Here is a 19,014-nt window from a genome sequence, read left to right as displayed (position 1 = left end):
ATTTCTGGTTTTCATCAACAATAAGTTTTCACAAATAAAAAGGTTAATAATATGAGTATACGAGTTGCATTAATAGGCACAGGTATTATGGGGATGGATCACGCACGTATATTTGCTGAAGACCTACCTCACGTTGAATTACATACCATTTGCGATGTGTCTGCAGAACGCGCTCGCTATGTAGCCGATCAATTTGGTATTCAACACGCTGAAACAGACGCTCTCAAAGTTATTGCAAGCAAAGAAATAGACGCCGTAGTCATTGCCAGCCCAGATCACACACACACTCCATTAACTTTGGCTGCAATAAAAGCAGGTAAACCAGTTCTGTGCGAGAAACCATTGGCAACAAGTTCACAAGAATGCCTGACCGTTATAGAAGAAGAGATTAAGCTGGGTAAAAAAATGGTGCAACTCGGCTTTATGCGCCGGTTTGATCCTTCATACACAGCAATGAAACAAGATTTACTACAAGGAAAAATAGGCCAAGCCGTGATGTTTCATTGCTTCCACCGGAATGTCGAGGCACCTGCAAACTTCACAGGACAAATGGCCATCTCTAATTCCGCCCCTCATGAATTTGACGCTGCACGCTTTATGCTAGATGAAGACATTCAGTCCATTTCAGTATTTCAACCAAAATGCTTAGATACATCTAAAGTAGGTGCACCAGTGTTTATGGTCTTGGAGACTGAATCCGGTCGCTTGGTAAATATTGAAATCAATAATAATGCTGCGTATGGCTATGACGTACGCGGTGAATTAGTAGGAGAGAAGGGCAGTATCGCTTTACGCAGTCCCGTTCTTACGGAGCTACATAGCGCATTACAGGCAAGCGAAGCCTATGCAGCAGATTGGCGACCACGTTTTGCCGAAGCCTACCGTTTGCAAAATAAGGCGTGGATTCAATCAATCTTGACAAACACACCCAATCCAATTGCTTCAGATTCATGGGATGGTTATTGCGCCACACTAATAGCAGAAGCTGGTGTGCAAGCACTCTCCTCAGGCCTAAAAACCCCCATTCATCGCATAGAAAAGCCGACTCTTTACCTATAAGGAACTATCTTCATGAAACTTGGTTTTGTATCAGACAGCCTTAGTGGCCAATCATTAACGGAAATGCTCGATAACGCCCAACGAATGGGTGTTCATGGCGTAGAAATCAATACTGGCGGCTGGTCCACTGCACCACACTGCCGCTTGGAAGAGTTATTAAACAGCGCAGAAGCTCGCCAAGCATTTCAACAAGAATTCGACAGCCGAGGACTCGAAATCGCTTCGCTAAATGCCAACGGTAATCCTCTACATCCGACAGACAAAGCCCAATCTCAGTGCTTAAAAGATACCATCCGCTTAGCTGGTAAAATGGGGGTGAAAACGGTCTGCACCATGTCAGGGCTGCCTGCTGGCGCGCCAGGTGACTCGATGCCAAATTGGATAGTATCTTCATGGCCACCGGAAACACAAACTATGCTGAAATATCAGTGGGAAGAAGTCATGATTCCTTACTGGAAAGACATTGTTGCACTAGCAAAAGAATGTGGAGTAGAACGCATCGCATTGGAATTACACGGCAGCCAATGCGTATACAATGTACCTAGCCTATTAAAACTGCGCTCTGCAGTAAGCCCTATCATTGGTGCTAACTTAGACCCGTCACATTTATTTTGGATGGGAGCCGATCCTATTGCTGCAGTCGACGCGCTAGGCGATGCGATTTATCACGTGCATGCCAAAGACACACTGCTAAACCCAAGTGTACAGGCAACCACCAGCTTACTTGAAAATGGTAGCTTGATTGATATTCCAGCACGTTCATGGTCATACATCACCCTAGGTTATGGCCACGGTGAAGAGTGGTGGCGTCAATTCTGCTACCGCCTATTGATGAATGGTTATGACCGTTGGTTATCAATTGAGCATGAAGACGTTTTACTTAACTCCTTAGAAGGTTTAGAAAAGTCCGTCGATCTATTGCAAGGGGTAATACCAAAAGCGCCTTCTGACTTTAAGTTACAAGACATTTAAACTACTTTTTTAAATAATAAAAGGGGAATAAGAGACAGGCCGAGCATCTCTTGTTTCCCTTATGCCATTCAATATAAACAGATTCCGTACAAGTATCACAGTCTCCCATTTTCAGACACAAAGCCCTTCTCAAACTACAAATCTTTTAAACATACTTAGCTTAACGCTTCTCTCTCACCAGCTATTTCTATTAACTCAAACGCATAGACATAAAGATTAAAGAAACATTCCATTGACTACTTTTTGCTCTAGGTATATTTTGGATACAAAATCCATTTTAACCAATGGGTAACAAATTCCCTAAATTTCTTTGAAAAGGTATCGAATGATGAATAACTCTGTTTTAGACGTTAGTGTTTTCCAAGGTATTATGCCGGCGTTGATGACACCTTGTAAGGCGGATCGTACGCCAGACTTCGATAGCTTAGTAAAGAAGGGCAAAGAGATGATCACGGCGGGAATGTCTGCGGTGGTGTATTGCGGTTCCATGGGCGATTGGCCTTTGTTAACAGATGCCGAGCGTATGGAAGGCGTGGAGCGCTTAGTGAATGCAGGTATTCCAGTGGTGGTCGGTACGGGAGCGATTAATACCAAATCCGCGGTGGCGTTGGCAGCGCACGCCGAGCAAGTCAGTGCAGCGGGTTTGATGGTGATTCCTCGCGTACTGTCTCGTGGCTCGGTGATCGCTGCTCAGAAGCACCATTTCAAAGCGATTCTCTCCGCGGCACCATCGATTCCAGCGATTATCTACAACAGCCCTGTATATGGCTTTGAGACCCGTGCGGATTTGTTTTTTGCGCTACGTGCTGAGCATAAGAATCTAGTTGGCTTTAAAGAATTTGGCAGTAAAGCAGCCTTGCGCTACGCAGCGGAAAACATCACCTCCCAAGACGATGATGTGTTGTTAATGATTGGTGTTGATACGGCGGTTTATCACGGCTTTGTTAAATGCGGCGCAGTTGGCGCAATCACCGGTATTGGCACGGCACTACCGAAGGAAGTGTTGTTACTCGCCAACTTATGTAAGTTAGCAGCAAAAGGTAACGCGGAAGCCCGCGTTCGCGCCCAAGAATTAGAAGAAGCGTTTTCTGTCTTAGCCAGTTTCGACGAAGGCCCTGAGTTAGTCTTGTTCTTCAAATATTTGCTTGTTTTAAACGGTGAAGAAGAGTATCGATTACACTTCAACGAAACGGACGAGCTTAACGCCGCACAACGTCGTTATTGTGAAGATCAATATACGCTCTTCAAAGACTGGTTTGCGGATTGGGCAAAACAAGGTGGAGTAATAGATACATGCAAGTAATCGACAGTCATACGGAAGGTGAACCAACCCGCGTTATTGTGTCTGGTGGGCCAGATTTAGGCTCTGGTTCTTTAGCTGAGCGCGCCAAGATTTTAGCCACGGAACATAAGGATTTTTATCGCTCTGTAGTATCAGAACCCTATGGGCAAGAAGCCATGGTCGGCGTGATGTTAGTTGAACCGGTTGATTCAACTTGCGTGGCAGGCGTGATTTATTTCGACGCTGCAGCTGTCATCGGCATGTGTGGTCACGGCACCATTGGCGTAGCGGCAACGCTGGCTCACATGGGCAAAATCGGTGTAGGGACGCATAAAATAGAAACGCCCGTTGGTGTGGTTGAAGTGACACTTTCCGATGCCAATACCGTGACGGTGAAAAACGTCGCCAGTCGGCGTTTACACAAAGATGTGAGCTTAGACATAGCAGGTGTAGGTACAGTTTATGGCGATGTGGCCTACGGTGGAAACTGGTTCTTTATTGTCGATCAAAGCCCTGTTCCTGTGGTACCAAGCAATATTCGTAACCTAACAGAAGTGTCGATCAAAATTCGTGATGCCATTGAAGTGAAGCAGTTAACAGGTACAGATGGCGGTATCATTGATCACATTGTGCTTTATGGGCCTGCCTTGAACGAAAAAGGCCACAGCCGCAACTTTGTTCTGTGTCCTGACAATGCCTACGATCGCTCACCTTGCGGCACGGGAAGTTCCGCTCGCTTGGCTTGCCTCGCGGCGGATAATCGCCTTGCTCCGAGTGAAGAAATTATTCAAGAAAGCACCATTGGCAGCAGTTATCGTTTGAGCTATCAGCAAGTGACAAACGATACAATTATTCCCAATATAACTGGTCAGGCGTTTGTCACTAAAGAAGCAACCTTGATGATGAACCCCAGCGATCCCTTAAAAAATGGCATTAAACTGTCTTAGCGATGGAAGGCCCAACTTCAAACAATTGGTTAGACATAATTGGTGAACCCAAAATGGACAGTACAAAGAATCAGGATGTGATTGTCATTGGTGCCGGAATTATCGGTATTAGCATTGCGTTAAAACTGCAATCCGAAGGCCGGCAAGTGCTGGTATTGGATCGAAAAGGTGTTGCGGCAGAAACCTCGTCAGGCAATGCCGGTGCATTTGCCTTTGCCGATGTGATTCCTCTTGCTACACCAGGCATTATGCGTAAAGCTCCAAAATGGTTGATCGATCCTCTCGGCCCTTTGTCGTTACGTCCCGCTTACGCGTTGAAAATTATCCCTTGGATGTTGCGTTTTTGGCGCGCTAGCTGGAAAGATAAATACCAAGCAGCATTGGCGGCGCAAGCCAATCTAATGGATTTTTCAAAAGTGGCGCTGGAACGCCAAATCAAAGCCACCAACGGCGAAGCCATGATTCGTCGAGAAGGGCAATTACAGCTTTACGAAGGCCAAGCCGAATTTAACGCCAGCCTTGCTGATTGGCAAACTCGTCAACAACACGGCGTAATCTATGAATTTTTACTCAGTCCAGACGCTATCGCCAAAATCCAGCCAGGCATTCATCCCCGATTTACCCATGCAGCCTTTACTCCGGAGTGGAAAAACGTCTGCGACCCTGCCGAATGGACACAACACTTAGCCAATGAGTTTGAAAAGCTTGGCGGTAAAATCGCCATTGCATCGATTGATTCCATAGTGGTTCATCAGGATAGTGTGGCGTTAAAAAGCGATGCAGCCGATTATGAGACAAGGCAAGTAGTTCTAGCTGCAGGGGCTTGGTCAAAAACCTTAGCACAATCTATTGGTGACAGTTTACCGCTAGATACTGAACGAGGGTACAACACGACATTACCAGCCAGAGCGTTTGATTTAAAAACCCACCTAACTTTTAACAATCATGGTTTTGTAGTGACAAAAATAGGCGAAGGTGTTCGTGTTGGCGGTGCAGTTGAACTGGGTGGATTGGATTTGAAGCCCAATTTTCAACGGGCTGAGGTCTTACTCAATAAAGCAAAAACATTCTTACCCGGTTTAAAAGTTAACGGAGGTAAACAGTGGATGGGCTTTCGTCCTTCCATGCCTGACAGTCTTCCGGTGATCAGTTATTCCAGTCGATCTCAACGAGTAATTTATGCTTTCGGACATGGACATCTGGGGCTCACTCAATCCGCAGGAACCGCTGAGCTCGTCGCGGCACTTGCCAATGATCAGGCTCCAGACATTGACCTGACACCATTTTCAGCCACTCGGTTTTAACCATTTCTAAAGTTTTTTGTAGGTCGTGCTTTAGCGCGTCAAGGACTTGAATTTGGTGTTATCAAATTTTTTGACGGCCTAAAGGCCGACCTACATTAGAGCGGTTAGGGACGCTACCGGCGAGCAGCGGCGATCCATTCAAGCACTTGGAACTTGGTGTTTTCAATATGAGCACGAAGTTTGTCTGCAGCGGCATTGACGTTTCGTTGGCGGGCTAACATCAGTAAGTCACTATGATCTTGCTGGGCGCTTTTTGACTTATTTAATTGATCGATGTGCATACTCACGTAGCGGTTGGATTGTAAGCTGGCACGCTCTAATAGATTTGTTGTCAGTATTCTATCCGCTGCGGCATAAAGCGCACCATGAAATCTTGCATTTAATGGCCCCCAAGCCGCGACATCGCCACTTCGATAAGATAGCTCCATCTCTTTAAGGATACTTTCACAAAGCTCAAAATGTTCATCTTGCATGAGAGGAATAGCACGAGTGAAAAGATCCACTTCTAGCATCATTCGTACATCAAAGATTTCGGCAATTTCAGCAAGAGAATGCTTGGTGACCGTAGCACCGCGATTATTGGTGAAAACCACCAGCCCTTCAGCATCAAGACGCTTCAGCGCTTCACGAATTGGCATGCGCGAGACATCATATTCTTCCGCTAATAACTCCTGACGAATAAGCTCACCTTCCGCAAGGTCGCCAGATAAAATACGCTGGCGCAAATCTGCAGCAATGATATCGGGGAAACTCTGACGAACAACGGCTCTTTTGGGTACCAAGCGACTACTCCTTCGCGGACTAAAATACAGGAAGATCAAGCTATTATACGCAAAAGCGCCGCTAACGTGAGGTTAGCGGCGCTTTTTTTATAACTCATAGATTAAATCGTTTTAAGCCGATCGAACCATTTAGAAAGTAAGATTACCTGTCACACTGTAAGTACGACCCACGGCAGGGTAACGACCAACAGGGCTGGTATCAACACCACGGAAGTAGTATTCCTTGTCGAATACGTTGTTTATAGCCACATCAATGCTCAACTTAGTGTTACCTGCTTCATAAAGATCTTTACTGACATTCAGGTTCCAAACCGTGTAAGACGGTATTTTACCTGTCAAACCGCTAGCATCTTCTTCTACGGTATTAGCATTATCAGAGAAAGCATCACTGTAGTAGTAACCAGATACTGTAGATTGGTAACCAGCAAGGTTATAACTTGCATCCCAAGAGATCTGATTTTTGGATGAGAATGGCAGCTTATTCCCTTTATTTTCTCCTGATTCCTGAAGCGTCGCATCAAGATAAGTATAAGCCAGACCTAGAGTCAAATCAGGCAATGATTCAGGCGAGTAACGACCTGATACTTCTATTCCCTGGTGTTTTGTTTCACCAATATTATCAACAGTTTGTGTCTGACTGTTCGATTGTAACTGGTCTTTATAGTCCACTAGATACAATGCCACATTGAAGCTATTTAATCCTTTTGTATAACGAGCTCCAACTTCATAGTTCCAAGATATTTCTCCATCTTCGTGACCTTTTCCTTTTACTTGAGCTATTTGCGGAGCACGCAATGATTTTTGTGCATTAACATAAGACACCCATTCATCGGTCAAGTTATAAGCAACCGTTAAGCTTGGCAAAGCTTCATTAATCTGGTTACTTTGTTGCTGATTAGCTGCTCCATTATCCCGATAATTCATATTCATATGAACCGACTCAAAGCGAACACCTGGTGTGACTTTAAGACGATCATTCATTAGGCCAATTTCATCACTCACGTAACCTGCAACAGCGTTGGTTTCCAAATGCCAATCACGAGGTACAGGAATAGCCACCACGTTCGAACCAATTCCTCGCTGATTAAGCTTGTAGCTGATATCTTCATTTACGTAACGCATACCAACAATAAGATTTTGGGTTACTGACTCTGGTGATCCAAATGCCACAGACAATTTAGGTTCTACGCCATAAACAGTGAACTCACGAGGCGAGTTACGAAGAACATCGGAAGTAAGACTTGGATCAGACCAAAGGGGGGTACCCGATCTAAACCCCCAAATAAAATCACGAGTATCATGATGACCAAAAGTCAGCACTTCAAGCTGCGCGGCATTGCCCCAATCCAAGTCTTGCATGTACTTTAAATGCCAACGTGATGCAGTGGCGTCGTAGTTATCAAGTAAACGTTGTGATTGAGTTCTATCATCACGATACGCCTGAGGTGATAATGCTCCAGGCATTTCGGTATCGGCCTCGTAGCGTTCTACAAACGCTTGCAGCTCTTGGGTATCGCTGATCAGCCAATCGGTTTTAATCTGGAAATTCTGCACATCGGTATCGGAGTGATCACGAGCACTGTCACCATTTTGAGTATTAGCTTCAAGCTGTATGGCAAAGTCATCGTTGACCCAACCGCCCGTGCGGAGATACAAGTTATTCAATGTATTATTGCTGTGCTCAAATCCAGTGATTCGGTTGCTAATTTGCGATTCCCAATCCTTAGGAATTGGCTTAGTCACCAAGTTAATCACACCACCAACGTTATTTGGGCCATATTGAACTGCAGCGCCACCGCGAACCACATCGATACGCTCTAATGATGACAAGGTCGCAGGAAACACAGATTGACCAGTATGACCATATGGCGCAAGTGTTAGCGGTACGCCATCCATTAGAAATTGTGCTCGCTCACTTCGGCTACCACTCAAGCCTCGTACGGAAACGTTTGGCAATACGCCCGTTCCTGTTTCATCTTGAACTTTAACACCTGGCACTTGTTGCAAAGCATCATCAATAGACTTAGCTGCTGTTTTGGTCATCTGTTCCGCTGAAATAACTGTACGACTGCCAGCGTATTCTTTGACATCTGATTCTTTCGATTCACCAAGCACACTCGCATTAACGGTGAGAGCTTTTAGCTCAGTCGCTTCACTGGCGGCTTGAGCAGATAAGCCAAACATCATAGAGCAAGCCAAAATGGAATAGCGGAATGTCGTACTACTTAAAACAGACGATTCTCGAATAAACATATAAAGATTTTTCCTTCACAAGGTGATAATGACGATTTTTTCTGATTTATAGTTCATAGCTGTAGCTGACCATGAACTCGGCAGGTGAGCCGTATCCGATTGAGTTGATGCCGGATGTGCCATCCGTGGAGCCTAGGTAATACTTTTCATCAAAAATATTGAAAATTGAGATGAAATACGCAGGGCAAGTAAATTTACATAAACTTACTTTTGATAATGAGAACACATATCATTTATATTTACAATGAGGAATGATTCGTTGCAACTTATGCAACACGCCTTAAAATGGCTTTAATATCACGGGGATAATCAAGGAAAGTACAATTCGAGGCGTACCGTTCGGATAGAGAAGAGCATTAAGAAGGTTATAGATTTATAGTTACTACTCTTTAAGGTGACAAAATTCTATCAAGATCTTTTGCTATCCCTTCTGCAGCAAGAATGCCTCGGTTTAAAGACCATAACTCGGGGGAGACGTTGATAAGTTGACTTTTCTTCTCTGCGGTAAGTAACTGAAACAATGGGTTAGTACGCCAATCATCAAGGACTGTGTGGTCACCATAAGCACCAACCAATAACCAGTCGGGGTTCACTTTGAGCAATAATTCTAAGCTGTTGGCTAAATACGGCATATTGCCATCATCGGGAATTGGACTGGCTAATCCCAGAGCATTTAGCACCCCGCCAGCGTATGAGTCTGGCCCATGCAGCCACATGCCTCGCGAACTGACAATAGCAAACTGTACGCTTCCGACCGACGTCATTTTTTCAAATGCCTTTCGATAGCTAGCCATGATGACTTTATGTTCGCTAAGCCTTGCCTGCATTTCTGCGTTTTTATTAACAATAATTCCAATCTTTTCAGCAGACGCAAGACTGTCTAAATAGCTTTCACCACGACTTTTTAGCAGCAAAGTTGGGGCAATGCGGGATAGATTATCGTAAGCCGCCGCGTGCCGCTGAAAATCCGCGATAATTAAGTCTGGCTGAAGTTCGGCAATTCTCTCCATACTTGGTTGTGATCGCATTCCTAGAGAGATCCAAGGTTTCAGTTTCGCCTTAACTTCTGGGAGCAAATTATTAGGGTCATTATCATCCGCAATGCCAATTGGAGAGAGGCCAACCGCAGCGAGTGCGTCCACAAATGATAATTCTAAAACGACAATGCGCTTAGGCTCACTGGGCAGAGTGAAAGTACCATTTTCATCCTGAATGCTTGGATAGGCCCAAGAAGACAATGACAATAAAAGAGAAATGACATAAATAGATACATGACGCAACGGCATAATGATGGCTCTTTTTGAAGGTGCGGCCATCATATTTCAAAAGAGAATGGCTATCAATTTCATTGTTAATGACAAAATAATTATTCACCATTCAGAAACCCTATTTCATCGCGCATCTCTATTAGAAACCTTCGAGCTACCGTAAGCCGTCTAATGTTTGAATAACATCAAACATTGAGTTGATAGCTTCTCATTTTTCAAACCATGGTCATTGCCTACTATCGATTGGTATTAAAAGTGCTAAGTTAATTAAGAGCTGCACTTACTAACCATCCTCCGTAGCCAAGCCTGGAGTGTTTTATGAAAGCAATACTATCTCAGCCCTCTCTACTTAAAAGCCACTCATACATTGGTGGTGAATGGGTAGCTGCTAAATCTGGCAAGACCTTCGCCATTACCAACCCTGCGAATGGTGAACATATTATCGATGTTGCGGATTTAGGCGCAGACGAGACAACACAAGCTGTTGAAGCGGCTGAAAAAGCACAGAAAGAATGGCAAAACCGCACAGCGAAAGAACGCGCGACCTTATTGCGCCGTTGGAACCAGCTAATTTTAGACAACCAAGACGACTTAGCGACCTTGATGACCTTGGAGCAAGGCAAACCATTTGCCGAAGCGAAAGGCGAAGTGGCTTATGGTGCGTCTTTTATTGATTGGTTTGCAGATGAAGCACGTCGTTTGAATGGTGACGTGATTCCTACTTTCGCCAAAGACAAGCGTGTATTAACTATTAAACAGCCTATTGGCGTGGTCGCGGCAATTACACCATGGAACTTCCCAATCGCTATGATCACTCGTAAAGCGGGCCCTGCACTTGCAGCGGGTTGTGCGATTGTCATTAAGCCTTCTGACGAAACCCCTTTGTGTGCGTTGGCTCTGGCTGAACTGGCCCATCAAGCGGGTATTCCAGCAGGTGTATTGAATGTGGTTGTTGGTAAAGATGCGAAAGCTATTGGCGGCGTATTAACAGGCCATCCAACGGTACGTAAGTTGTCTTTCACTGGCTCTACACCAGTAGGCAAATTGTTGCTTTCTCAGTGCGCGCAAACGGTTAAACGTACTTCGATGGAATTGGGCGGCAACGCACCTTTCATCGTATTTGATGATGCCGACCTAGACGCTGCAGTAGAAGGCGCGATTGCGTCTAAATACCGTAACGCTGGCCAAACCTGTGTTTGCGCAAACCGAATTTTAGTGCAAGAAGGTGTGTACGATGCCTTTGCTGAAAAACTAGCAAAACGCGTTGCGACTTTTAAGACAGGAGATGGCTTTGCAGAAGGTGTCAACATTGGCCCGCTAATCAATCCCGCTGCGATCAGCAAAGTGGAACAACTTGTTGGCGACGCCATGGCAAAAGGTGCGAAAGCGCTAATCGGTGGTTCAAAAGCCACAACTGCTGGCGCACAGTTCTTCGAGCCAACCATTTTGACTGGCGTTACCGAAGACATGGACATTTTTTCTAACGAGATCTTTGGCCCAGTTGCTCCGCTATTCAAATTTAAAACCGAAGAAGAAGCGGTTGCCATGGCAAACAATACCCCATTTGGCTTGGCGTCTTACTTCTATTCCCAAAACATCGCTCGTATCTGGCGTGTTTCTGAAGCCTTGGAATACGGCATGGTGGGGATCAACGAAGGCATTATATCCAGTGAAGTCGCACCATTCGGCGGTGTAAAAGAGTCTGGAAGTGGTCGTGAAGGGTCTCAATACGGCATCGACGAATACGTTGAAATCAAATACTTGTGCATGGGCGGCTTGGCGTAAGGTTTTCACCTAACACAACCACTCTTATCTTAATTAACAAGCGGAGCAACGCACCGCTTCATGTACATAGAGCTTGCTCTAAAAGGTGAAAGACAAAATGAACAACGCTGATCTACAAAAACGCAAAGAAAGTGCTATCGCTCGTGGCCAAGGCAACATGGCACCAGTTTACGTTGACCGTGCTTTAAATGCTGAAATTTGGGACGTGGAAGGTAAACGTCACATCGATTTTGGTGCGGGTATCGCTGTGGTAAACACAGGTCATAACCATCCAAAAGTAAAGGCAGCGGTTTTGGCGCAAGTAGAGCGCTTTACTCACACATGTGTGATGGTAAGCCCATACGAATCAGCGGTGGCATTGGCTGAGAAGCTAAACGCAGCAGCACCAGGCGATACACCGAAAAAATCTATCTTTGTTACTACAGGCGCAGAAGCGGTTGAGAACTGTGTGAAGATTGCTCGTGCTTACACTGGGCGTCCAGGTATTATTGCATTCAACGGTGGCTTCCACGGCCGTACAAACATGACCATGGGTCTGACAGGTAAAGTGAACCCTTACAAAATTGGTTTTGGCCCTTTCCCAAGCGATATTTTCCATATCCCTTACCCAAATGATTACCTCGGCATTACCGAAGAGCAAGCACTTGCTGACCTTCAAATGCGCTTCACGTGCGATATCGAGCCTTCTCGTGTTGCGGCTATTATCATCGAACCAGTACAAGGCGAGGGTGGTTTCTACCAAGCATCTGCAAGCTTCCTACAGAAGCTTCGTAAGCTATGTGACGAGCACGGTATGCTTTTGATTCTTGATGAAATCCAAGCTGGTTTTGCCCGTACCGGTACTATGTTCTGCCACGAACAAGCAGGTATTGAAGCTGACTTGATGACAGCAGCAAAAGGCATCGCGGGTGGTTTCCCAATCGCCGCGGTTGTGGGTAAAGCAGACATTATGGACGCGCCAATTCCTGGAGGCTTAGGTGGTACATACGGCGGTTCTCCAGTCGGCTGTGCAGCAGGTCTAGCTGTATTTGATGTTATCGAAGAAGAGAAACTATGCGACCGCGCAGTGGAAGTAGGTGCTCACTTCGTTAAACATCTAAACGCTATGCAGGCTGAATACCCACACATCATTGGTGAAGTACGTAACGCAGGTGCAATGATCGCGGTGGAATTTGTACACGATAGCGATGTAAACAAACCTTACCCAGAGCTTGCGAAAAAACTGTCTGCCAAAGCTGGCGAAAACGGCCTAGTGCTACTTTCTTGCGGTATCCGCGGCAACGTTATTCGTTTCTTACCTGCTTTGACCATCGAGATGGACATCATCGACGAAGGCATGGAAATCTTCAAACGCTGCTTTAAAGAGCTTGTCTGATTTAACTTGTCAAAGTTGAAAAGTATCGACTTCCGCTTGCAAGAATGATCTTGCTGCAAGCCACTGTGGTGACACAGTGGCTTTTTTATGCGGACATTTTTATTTGCAGCGCTGAATGCTGCAGTTGAAAACAACAGTATTCATTAGATAATCTGAGAAGTTACTGAGAATCTTTGGATCGTGTCTCTTCGCGTTCCGTGTAAGGTGGAAGCCCCATATCACGGCGTAAGTAAGCAGGTAAATGACGAGTAATTGCCATTTGCTTTCTGACGACACGTCTGGCTTTTTGTATTTGATACCTATTCTTTAGCATCTCATAGCTTGCGACTATTTTCTGATTCAACCACAACAATAACGTCCACATACTCACACCTCCTGTTAATAAGAGCTTTATTGTGTCGTCAAAAAGAGGTAAAAACGAATGCTATATTCTTACAGGTTAGATTAGAAAATCTTATGGATGATGTTTTATGAGCAATCGCGTTACTCACCTCAAAGCCGCCCATTACTTTTCGGTGGCGAGCCAAACCTTGAGTTACACCAAAGCCGCAAAGCAACTGCATGTATCACAGGCGGCGGTGAGCCAGCAGATTCGTTTATTAGAAGATTACCTAGGTGTGCCATTGTTTTATCGCTCTGGCCGAGACATGCGTCTTACCAGTCAAGGACTAGTTCTCGCAGAACATCTAGAGCAAGCGTTCGAACACATAGGAAAAGGTTTAGAAAGCGTCAAACTCGAACCGCTGGAAGGAACTCTGCTTGTCTCGGGATTACAAAGCTTTGTGTCTCTGTGGTTGATGCCAAAGTTATGGCGTTTTTCCCACTTGCACCAATCTATAAACATCAAACTCTTCTCATCCGATGAACGCGAAGATATCCACTCGGGCAAAATAGACATCAGTATCGATAATCTTATCAACCATCAAGATAATATTTCTCAAAGCCTGCTCTTATCCTCTGAAATCATTCCAGTGTGCGCACCTGAACTGGCAAAAAACATTCAATTTGAACAGCCAACAGACTTGCTCAAATGCTGGCTGATACAAGTCGATACACCTATTTATCGTTGGGAAGCATGGTTTGCAGAGCAAAAGATCTCGCCACTTCGTAATAAGAAGTTACTCTGGGCCGAAGTCAACTCTTGGTACATGGGAATCAGTGCAGTAAAGGCCAGTCATGGTGTGTTTCTGTGCCCAAGGTTCATGGTGCAAGAAGAGCTGGAACAAGGAGTACTGGTACAGGCTTTCCCCAAAGCACTGAATACCAAAATAGAGTTTTATGTAAATTACAGCAAAAACTCTCCACGAAAAGCCCGCATCAAGGCTTTTGTCGACTGGCTCAGAGAAGAAAGCGGTGGGCAGGGTGAAAACATCCTTAAAACAGAATATCATCAACCACTGCCTTGGCCTTAATAACAAGGCTCAAACTATTCGTCTTTCAAAACATATTTTTTCAGAGCAAATTCAACACCACGGATTTCAGCTAAGCCCTTCATTCGACCAAGAGCCGAGTAACCGGGTTTAGCGTCACGGCGCAAATCATCCATAATTTGATGACCATGATCAGGACGTAATGGAATACGTTTATCTATACCTGAGTGTTTACGACGCTGTTCTTCTTTGAGTAACACTAGAATGACATCCGAAATGTCTGTATTCCCTTCTAAATGTGCGGCTTCATGAAAACTTCCCCAAGTCTCTTCTCGTTGAGTCGAGCGCAAGTGAGTAAAGTAAATTCGATCAGCAAAGGTGGTCGCCATGTCGCACAAGTCGTTATCTTCGCGCACACCATAAGATCCGGTGCAGAAAGTAATGCCATTGGCAGGCGAGGGAATACGCTCGACTAACCACTCAACATCTTGCTTGGTCGAAACGATTCGAGGCAAGCCTAAAATTGGACGCGGCGGATCATCTGGATGAACCGCTAAACTAACACCACAAGATTCAGCAATTGGAACTATATGCTCTAAAAAGTAAGCAAAATTCTCTCTTAAAACATCTTTATCAATATCATCATAAGCAGCTAATGCGGCACGAAAGTTCTCTAACGAGTAGCTTTCTTCGGCACCGGGAAGCCCTGCCAATATCGTGTTTATCAGCTGCTCTTTTTGCTCGTCACTTAGTGCGGCGAAATGAGCTTTAGCGGCCGCTATTTCTGCCTCACTGTAGCCGTTTTCACTATTTGGGCGTTGTAAGATAAATAAATCAAACGCGGCAAAGGCAGTTTGGTCAAAACGCAAGGCTCGGGAACCGTCTGGTAAGGCATAAGTAAGATCCGTTCGAGTCCAATCAAGCACCGGCATAAAGTTGTAGCACACGGTTTGAATACCACATCTAGCAAGGTTTTGAATGCTCTTACCGTAGTTTTCAATGTACTTTTGATACTCACCCGTACGTTGCTTAATATCTTCATGAACAGGAATACTTTCCACAACGGACCAACGCAACCCCGCCGCTTCTATCTTATCTTTCACTGCCTGAATAGCCTCAACTGGCCACACTTCGCCATTTGGAATCTCGTGCAAAGCCGTAACAATGCCAGTTGCGCCTGCTTGGCGAATATCTTGTAAAGTGATGGAGTCGTTTACTCCAAACCAACGCCATGTATGTTCCATAATAAACTCTCTTACTTGTCTTTATTCTGAGAAGCGCTTTGCATCAGATTCTGTACCTTTACGCCTGCTAGCAATCCGTCCACTAAGCTCACTAGACGAACTAGTAAGGCCTTATTATTAGCCAAGGCCGTCGGAAAGATATCGTTACGTTGCAGCAGAGCAGAAATCAGGCTCATCGAGTCATCTCGATGACGGCTAACTAATTCGAATAACACAGCTTCAAGCGGATCGTTGATGCTTTGCTGATTCTGTTCGGCATTGCAAAGAAAGGCCATCCAGCCAGCGATACCAAGCTCGATAGCCGGTGCAGCTAGCGTTTTTTCCTGCAATTCCGTTAAGCCACTCAACCAACGTTGTGGCAGCTTCTGACTGCCATCCATTGCAATTTGTTTAAGCTGATGCTGCAAACTATCGTTTTCAAAACGTGCTAATAACTGTTGGCAATAAGTCGCCAATTCCGTTTGGCTAAAACTAGGTAATGTCGGGGCTACTTCTTGCATCATATAATGTTCAAGGAAGGCTCGAATATTCTTGTCTTGCATAGCATCAGCGACGGTTTTAAAGCCCGCAATAGACCCCAAGTAAGCCAACAAGGAATGACTACCATTGAGCATTCTAAGCTTCATCATTTCATAGCTTGAGACGTCTTCAACCATTTGTACGCCAGCAGATTCCCACTGCGGACGACCTGCAGGGAAATGATCTTCGACGACCCATTGGCTAAATTGTTCGCACTTCACCACGGTAGGCTCACTAATGCCAGTGTCCGCTTTAATCATCGCAAGATCGTGATCGGAAACAGCTGGAACGATACGATCTACCATGGAATTTGGAAACGCAACGTTTTGCTCAACCCATTGGGCAAATTCGTCGTCTTGTACTTTTGCTAACGCAACGACCGCGCCTTTCGCTCGAACACCGTTATGAGGCATGTTGTCACAAGACAATACCGTAAAAGCCTCAAGACCTTGCGCACGGCGCTGTTTCAAAGACTCAAGAATCAAACCCAAGGCCGTCTTGGGTTGCGATGGAGACGCCATGTCATGCTGAATTTCTGGTGCATCTAACAATAATTCACCTGTGGATGGCGCCAAGTAATAGCCTTTTTCCGTAATTGTTAAGGTAACAATCTTGGTGGCAGGCGCTGTCATTTGTGAAAGCAGCGCCTCCCTTCCTTCATCAGAGCCGCAGAAAAACGTGTTTTTAATCGCTTTAATTTCTCTTAGATTAGCGTTACTCGTATCAGCATATTCCACCACATGATAACTATGCTCAGCCGCCTGCATCTGCTCTACCAGTTTATGATTAGAACGAATATTCGCACTGGCGATCATCCAATCCCCCCCATGAAGTGCAAGCGTCTGTTCTACATACACAGCTTGGTGAGCACGATGAAAAGCACCTAACCCAATGTGAACAATGCCGATATCATGCTGGCTTGGTTCAATCTGGCTATCTATACGTTGAATGTTTGTCATAAAGTCACCCAATTAACCCAACAGCGAAGGCAGCCACAATGAAATAGCTGGGATATAAGAAACAAGTAAAAGCACAAAAAGGTTACAGAGTAAGAAAGGCCAAATCGCTTTTACAATGGTAGTCATTGGCAACTCACTGATTCCTGCGGCGACAAACAGGCACACACCAACTGGCGGCGTTGTTAAACCAATAATCAGGTTAAGTACCGCCATCACACCAAAGTGTATCGGGTCCATACCAATACCTTCCGCCACTTTTAGCAAGGTCGGGAAAAGGATAATCAGTGCTGCGATGGTTTCCATGAAGCCACCAACCACCAATAACACGATGTTAATAATTAAAATTACCACCAATGGATTTTCGCTAATGCTAAAAATAGCACTCGCCAGCATCTGTGGTATTTGCTCACTGGTCAGAATCCAGCCGAATAAATTCGCCATCCCAACCAATAACAGTAAGCTGGTAGAACTTAAAACCGTATCCACTAATAGCTTGGGAAGATTCTTCCAAGTCAGACCTTTATAGACAAACATGCCGACAACAAAGGCATATAAGCTGGCCATAATAGAGGCTTCTGTTGGCGTAAAGAGTCCACCAATAATCCCGTACAGGATAATAAAGGTCATCAAGAGTGCCCAAAAAGCACCTTTACCAACGATATAAATTTCCTTTAGCGTTGCACGTTTTTCACGAGGATATTGGCGTTTCACAGCAATAATATAAGCCGTCACCATCATAGCTAAACCCAACATGACTCCGGGAACGACACCTGCTAAAAACATTTTGCCAACGGAAATACCGCTTAATGAACCCACAATAATCATGGGAACACTAGGTGGGATGATCGGTCCAATCGTCGATGATGCGGCCGTTACCGCCGCCGCAAAGGGTTTGTCGTAACCACTTCGAGCCATACCTGGAATCATCACAGCGCCAATGCTCGCCGTATCCGCCACAGCAGTACCAGAAATACCGCCAAAGATCATTGAGCCGCCAACATTCGCCAGTCCAAGGCCGCCACGAATGTGACCTAACAAGGCATTACTGAAACGAATAATATAATCGGTAATATTACCGACGTTCATTAAATTGCCAGCCAGAATAAAGCCGGGGATACAGAGCAAAACAAAGGAATCCATACCTGCGTACAAACGCTGAGGCACTATGGTTAAAGGAATCCCTGCCATAGTTAAATAAGTAAGCGATGCGATACCTAGGCAAAACACGATTGGTACGCCCACAAAAAGCAGTAAAAAGAATACGAGAAACAGTAAAATGACTTCCATTATGAAGCTACTCCTTGGTCATCACGTTCAAGCAGAACAAGCAGTGCACTCATAAAGCTATAAAATGCCGTTAACGCGAAGAAAAAAGTCACCGATAGGAATGCCCAGTACATAGGAACTTCTAAAGCAGGAGAGGTCTGCCAACGTCCTATTTGAGCGTATTTGATGGCATAAGGCAGAATATAAATAGCAAAGCTCCCCGCCAATACATGGCAGAAAATTTGATACACCTTATTCCAGAATCGATTTAAAGCACCTTGATACAGTTCTAGACGCACATGGCGATTATGTCGAATCACTAATCCAGAACCCATCACTATAAGATAAACAAATAAATAGCGAGACAGCTCTTCTGTCCAAATAGGGGAGCTAGGCAACAAGAAACGCGAGATTACTTGCAGCATAACCACCGCAGTAATCGCCAATAATGCAGATACAGCTAATACAGAAAATACCCAATCAATGATGTGTAGCAACCACTGAATACTTGCTTCCAGCTTGCCCACAAAATCTCTTGGGTTATTGGTTTGAGATGAGATACTCATCGTATTTCTCTCCAAAAGGGCCTATTTTCGCTATAAAAGCGAAAATAGGCGGTCTTAAACGGA

16 protein-coding genes are annotated in these 19,014 nt (G+C 45.0%); 8 read left to right on the top strand and 8 right to left on the bottom strand.

The window, feature by feature from the left end:
* Window positions 1–51: 51 nt before the first annotated feature.
* The 5 genes from CYL31_RS00840 to CYL31_RS00820 all read left to right on the top strand — a co-directional run bounded on the left by CYL31_RS00840 (window position 52) and on the right by CYL31_RS00820 (window position 5,564).
* Window positions 52–1,059: a Gfo/Idh/MocA family protein gene (locus tag CYL31_RS00840; RefSeq protein WP_212917121.1), complete on the top strand. Its 1,008-nt coding sequence runs from the start codon at window positions 52–54 to the stop codon at window positions 1,057–1,059.
* A gap of 12 nt (window positions 1,060–1,071) precedes the next feature.
* The gene (locus CYL31_RS00835) at window positions 1,072–2,031 is read left to right on the top strand and encodes a sugar phosphate isomerase/epimerase family protein (protein ID WP_212917120.1); all 960 of its coding nucleotides are present in this window, start codon (window positions 1,072–1,074) and stop codon (window positions 2,029–2,031) included.
* A 325-nt stretch (window positions 2,032–2,356) separates the two neighbouring features.
* Window positions 2,357–3,334, top strand: coding sequence for a dihydrodipicolinate synthase family protein (locus CYL31_RS00830; RefSeq protein WP_502845433.1), 978 nt, complete (start codon window positions 2,357–2,359; stop codon window positions 3,332–3,334).
* Window positions 3,325–4,260, top strand: a complete 936-nt coding sequence (locus CYL31_RS00825; RefSeq protein WP_212917118.1) for a 4-hydroxyproline epimerase — start codon at window positions 3,325–3,327, stop codon at window positions 4,258–4,260. Before CYL31_RS00830 ends, CYL31_RS00825 begins: the two co-directional genes overlap by 10 nt.
* A gap of 53 nt (window positions 4,261–4,313) precedes the next feature.
* Window positions 4,314–5,564, top strand: a complete 1,251-nt coding sequence (locus CYL31_RS00820) for an NAD(P)/FAD-dependent oxidoreductase (protein WP_212917117.1) — start codon at window positions 4,314–4,316, stop codon at window positions 5,562–5,564.
* A 113-nt stretch (window positions 5,565–5,677) separates the two neighbouring features.
* Here CYL31_RS00820 and CYL31_RS00815 read toward each other — a convergent pair whose 3' ends face one another.
* The 3 genes from CYL31_RS00815 to CYL31_RS00805 all read right to left on the bottom strand — a co-directional run bounded on the left by CYL31_RS00815 (window position 5,678) and on the right by CYL31_RS00805 (window position 9,885).
* Complete coding sequence (locus CYL31_RS00815; protein ID WP_212917116.1) at window positions 5,678–6,346, bottom strand: GntR family transcriptional regulator; 669 nt, start codon at window positions 6,344–6,346, stop codon at window positions 5,678–5,680.
* Between the two features lie 129 nt (window positions 6,347–6,475).
* A complete protein-coding gene (locus tag CYL31_RS00810) occupies window positions 6,476–8,599 on the bottom strand; it encodes a TonB-dependent receptor family protein (protein ID WP_212917115.1) in 2,124 nt (707 codons plus the stop codon).
* Window positions 8,600–8,988: 389 nt separating this feature from the next.
* The gene (locus tag CYL31_RS00805) at window positions 8,989–9,885 is read right to left on the bottom strand and encodes a Fe(3+) dicitrate ABC transporter substrate-binding protein (protein WP_212917114.1); all 897 of its coding nucleotides are present in this window, start codon (window positions 9,883–9,885) and stop codon (window positions 8,989–8,991) included.
* A gap of 300 nt (window positions 9,886–10,185) precedes the next feature.
* On the opposite strand from CYL31_RS00805, the gene CYL31_RS00800 reads away from it, so the two are divergent.
* Together CYL31_RS00800 and gabT are read left to right on the top strand one after the other, a co-directional pair.
* The gene (locus tag CYL31_RS00800) at window positions 10,186–11,652 is read left to right on the top strand and encodes an NAD-dependent succinate-semialdehyde dehydrogenase (RefSeq protein ID WP_212917113.1); all 1,467 of its coding nucleotides are present in this window, start codon (window positions 10,186–10,188) and stop codon (window positions 11,650–11,652) included.
* 97 nt (window positions 11,653–11,749) lie between these two features.
* The gene (gabT, locus tag CYL31_RS00795; RefSeq protein WP_212917112.1) at window positions 11,750–13,027 is read left to right on the top strand and encodes a 4-aminobutyrate--2-oxoglutarate transaminase; all 1,278 of its coding nucleotides are present in this window, start codon (window positions 11,750–11,752) and stop codon (window positions 13,025–13,027) included.
* Between the two features lie 160 nt (window positions 13,028–13,187).
* Here gabT and CYL31_RS00790 read toward each other — a convergent pair whose 3' ends face one another.
* A complete protein-coding gene (locus CYL31_RS00790; protein WP_212917111.1) occupies window positions 13,188–13,391 on the bottom strand; it encodes a hypothetical protein in 204 nt (67 codons plus the stop codon).
* A gap of 106 nt (window positions 13,392–13,497) precedes the next feature.
* Between CYL31_RS00790 and CYL31_RS00785 the strand changes: the two genes are divergently transcribed.
* Entirely contained in the window at window positions 13,498–14,439 is a 942-nt protein-coding gene (locus tag CYL31_RS00785; protein ID WP_212917110.1) for a LysR substrate-binding domain-containing protein, read from the top strand.
* A gap of 14 nt (window positions 14,440–14,453) precedes the next feature.
* On the opposite strand, the gene uxuA is transcribed toward CYL31_RS00785, so the two are convergent.
* Genes uxuA through CYL31_RS00765 form a run of 4 tightly spaced genes read right to left on the bottom strand, consistent with a single transcriptional unit; the run spans window position 14,454 to window position 18,951 of the window.
* Window positions 14,454–15,641 (bottom strand): mannonate dehydratase, encoded by a 1,188-nt coding sequence (uxuA, locus tag CYL31_RS00780; protein WP_212917109.1) that lies wholly within the window; start codon window positions 15,639–15,641, stop codon window positions 14,454–14,456.
* An 11-nt stretch (window positions 15,642–15,652) separates the two neighbouring features.
* Window positions 15,653–17,119, bottom strand: a complete 1,467-nt coding sequence (locus CYL31_RS00775) for a mannitol dehydrogenase family protein (RefSeq protein WP_212917108.1) — start codon at window positions 17,117–17,119, stop codon at window positions 15,653–15,655.
* A 12-nt stretch (window positions 17,120–17,131) separates the two neighbouring features.
* Window positions 17,132–18,406, bottom strand: coding sequence for a TRAP transporter large permease (locus CYL31_RS00770; RefSeq protein ID WP_212917107.1), 1,275 nt, complete (start codon window positions 18,404–18,406; stop codon window positions 17,132–17,134).
* Window positions 18,406–18,951 carry a TRAP transporter small permease gene (locus CYL31_RS00765; protein ID WP_100636201.1) on the bottom strand — a complete coding sequence of 182 codons (546 nt, stop codon included), beginning with the start codon at window positions 18,949–18,951 and terminating at the stop codon, window positions 18,406–18,408. The genes CYL31_RS00770 and CYL31_RS00765 overlap by 1 nt, the downstream gene beginning before the upstream one ends.
* Window positions 18,952–19,014: the final 63 nt, after the last annotated feature.

This window comes from Marinomonas sp. A3A (assembly GCF_018336955.1).
GTDB lineage: Bacteria > Pseudomonadota > Gammaproteobacteria > Pseudomonadales > Marinomonadaceae > Marinomonas > Marinomonas lutimaris.
This window is presented reverse-complemented; position numbering and strand designations above follow the sequence as displayed.

Coding starts and splice junctions, on each gene's coding strand:
- CYL31_RS00840 (WP_212917121.1), top strand. CDS start 52: ATGAGTATACGAGTTGCATTAATAGGCACAGGTATTATGGGGATGGAT.
- CYL31_RS00835 (WP_212917120.1), top strand. CDS start 1,072: ATGAAACTTGGTTTTGTATCAGACAGCCTTAGTGGCCAATCATTAACG.
- CYL31_RS00830 (WP_502845433.1), top strand. CDS start 2,357: ATGATGAATAACTCTGTTTTAGACGTTAGTGTTTTCCAAGGTATTATG.
- CYL31_RS00825 (WP_212917118.1), top strand. CDS start 3,325: ATGCAAGTAATCGACAGTCATACGGAAGGTGAACCAACCCGCGTTATT.
- CYL31_RS00820 (WP_212917117.1), top strand. CDS start 4,314: ATGGACAGTACAAAGAATCAGGATGTGATTGTCATTGGTGCCGGAATT.
- CYL31_RS00810 (WP_212917115.1), bottom strand. CDS start 8,599: ATGTTTATTCGAGAATCGTCTGTTTTAAGTAGTACGACATTCCGCTAT.
- CYL31_RS00805 (WP_212917114.1), bottom strand. CDS start 9,885: ATGCCGTTGCGTCATGTATCTATTTATGTCATTTCTCTTTTATTGTCA.
- CYL31_RS00800 (WP_212917113.1), top strand. CDS start 10,186: ATGAAAGCAATACTATCTCAGCCCTCTCTACTTAAAAGCCACTCATAC.
- gabT (WP_212917112.1), top strand. CDS start 11,750: ATGAACAACGCTGATCTACAAAAACGCAAAGAAAGTGCTATCGCTCGT.
- CYL31_RS00790 (WP_212917111.1), bottom strand. CDS start 13,391: ATGTGGACGTTATTGTTGTGGTTGAATCAGAAAATAGTCGCAAGCTAT.
- CYL31_RS00785 (WP_212917110.1), top strand. CDS start 13,498: ATGAGCAATCGCGTTACTCACCTCAAAGCCGCCCATTACTTTTCGGTG.
- uxuA (WP_212917109.1), bottom strand. CDS start 15,641: ATGGAACATACATGGCGTTGGTTTGGAGTAAACGACTCCATCACTTTA.
- CYL31_RS00775 (WP_212917108.1), bottom strand. CDS start 17,119: ATGACAAACATTCAACGTATAGATAGCCAGATTGAACCAAGCCAGCAT.
- CYL31_RS00770 (WP_212917107.1), bottom strand. CDS start 18,406: ATGGAAGTCATTTTACTGTTTCTCGTATTCTTTTTACTGCTTTTTGTG.
- CYL31_RS00765 (WP_100636201.1), bottom strand. CDS start 18,951: ATGAGTATCTCATCTCAAACCAATAACCCAAGAGATTTTGTGGGCAAG.